Origin of the sequence: Planobispora rosea (genome assembly GCF_014648175.1) — a bacterium.
Taxonomy (GTDB): domain Bacteria; phylum Actinomycetota; class Actinomycetes; order Streptosporangiales; family Streptosporangiaceae; genus Planobispora; species Planobispora rosea.
Window position 1 is genome coordinate 1 of record NZ_BMQP01000115.1, and the last position, 1,759, is coordinate 1,759.

Annotated in this window: 2 protein-coding genes; both read right to left on the bottom strand. The window is 71.1% G+C overall.

Annotation, left to right across the window (positions count from 1 at the left end; genetic code table 11):
• Window positions 1-155: 155 nt before the first annotated feature.
• Window positions 156-1,028 (bottom strand): alpha/beta fold hydrolase, encoded by an 873-nt coding sequence (locus tag IEZ08_RS38965; protein WP_068923587.1) that lies wholly within the window; start codon window positions 1,026-1,028, stop codon window positions 156-158.
• Window positions 1,025-1,759 (bottom strand): cytochrome P450 (locus IEZ08_RS38970; protein ID WP_189244240.1); only part of this gene is annotated, 735 nt, incomplete at its 5' end. The genes IEZ08_RS38970 and IEZ08_RS38965, both read right to left, overlap by 4 nt.

The following is a 1,759-nucleotide window of genomic DNA, read 5'->3' on the forward strand; positions in this document are numbered from 1 at the left end:
ACCACAGGGGGTCAAGATTGCGGGACTCGCTGGGGGTCAAAGTTGCGGGAGCGTTGACAGCAGGAATACCACCGAGGCGGTCAGGGTGACCCGGAGGTTATCCAGGTAGGGCAACCGGGTGGAGGAAGGGGCCGGGGGGAGCCCGGCAGTGCGGGTCACGGGCGTGTTTCCGTTGCCGCGGGCGGCGCATGGCCTGCTGGTGAGCATTCCGCCCAAAAGCCGGTGAGCACGGCGGCCGTCGCGTCCGGCCGATCGATCTGGACATTGTGCCGGGCGCCCGGGATGCGCACCGCCGATCGCCCGAAGCGCTCGGCCAGCTGCTGGAATTCTTCACGCGAGGCGGTGCGGCCGTCGCCCGCCCCGTGCACGATCAGCGTCGGGGTCCCGGTGCCGGCCAGGGGGGTGACCAGATCGCCGGTGCTGGCCGCCAGGGCGCGGGCCAAGCCGGACAGGTGTGCGGCCTGTGTGGTGCGCATCCGGGTCTCCAGCAGCAGGCGGCGCTCGGGCTCGGCGCGTGCCCACTGCTCCACGATCGGCTCCATCGCCCGCATCCCGAGCCGATCGATCGTTTCTGCGGCGTTCATCAGGTCGGCGGCGGCATCGCACGGGATGCGCAGCGGGCAGGAGAGGAGAGCCAGGCTGGCGACGGAGCCGGGGGCGGAAAGGACCGCCTGGCTCGCGATGAGCCCGCCCGCGCAGTGCGCCACCAGGTGCGTAGGGCCGCCGTCACCGATCACGCTGGCGATGGCGAGCAGATCGGAGGACAAGGACGCAAGCGTGTAAGCCTCCGCCTCGTCAGGCCCGGACGTCTCGTGCTGTCCCCGCTGATCGTAGGAACAGAGCCGGTAACCGCGCAGGGCCGGTGCCGCGAGCAGCGGCTCGAAGTCCTCCTTCGAGCCGAAGAGGCCGTTGACGAAGATCACGGTGCCGCGCCGGTGCTGCTGCGGCGGGCCGGCGAGCAGTGCCGCGAACCGCGTCCCCGCGGCCTGGATGTGGCTATGAAGGACGCCGTCGCACGAGCCGGTCATCGCAGCGCCTCCGCGCCCGGCGCGGGGATGCCGGCCGTTAGGGCGACGCCGCTTGATGGTTCGGGCGGTCCCGCGGTCAGCGGAAGGCGGTCGATGCCCCGATGAGCGGAGCCGAGCCGCCGGGCCACCTCGCCGGCCAAGGTGAGCTGGGGCATCCTGGCCAGTAGTCGCGGCAGCAGGATCGCTGATTCCATCCGGGCCAGCGCCGCGCCGAGGCAGTAGTGGGAGCCGAGGCCGAAGATCAGATGACGAGGGCGCGGGCGCGTCAGGTCCAGGCGTTCCGGATTGTCGGTGAGGGCGGGGTCGCGGGATGCGGCTGCGACCATGAGTCGCACCAGCTGCCCGGCCCGCACGGGATGTCCGCACAGCACGCCGTCACGTGCGGCTTGGCGCTGCAGTACGTGGATCGGAGGGGCGTACCTCAGGAGCTCGTCGACCATGCTGTCGGCAAGCGTGCGTTCCTGGCGGACGATCTGGGCCTGCTGCGGGTGTTCGATCAGGGCGAGTACGGCGCTGGACAGGTGGTTGGCCGAGATGCTGGTGCCGCCGACCAGGAGCATCACCGAGACGCGGGCCGCGTAGCCTTCGGGCAGGTCGCCCTCTGTTTCGGCTCGGGCCAGCGCGTCGATGAACCGGGGGGCCGGTGAAGGCTCGGCCAGGCGGCGTCGTAGTGAGCTTGTTCCGCTTTGGCGGACACCTTCGGTGTGGTGGTCAAGCCGCGACAGCGGCCT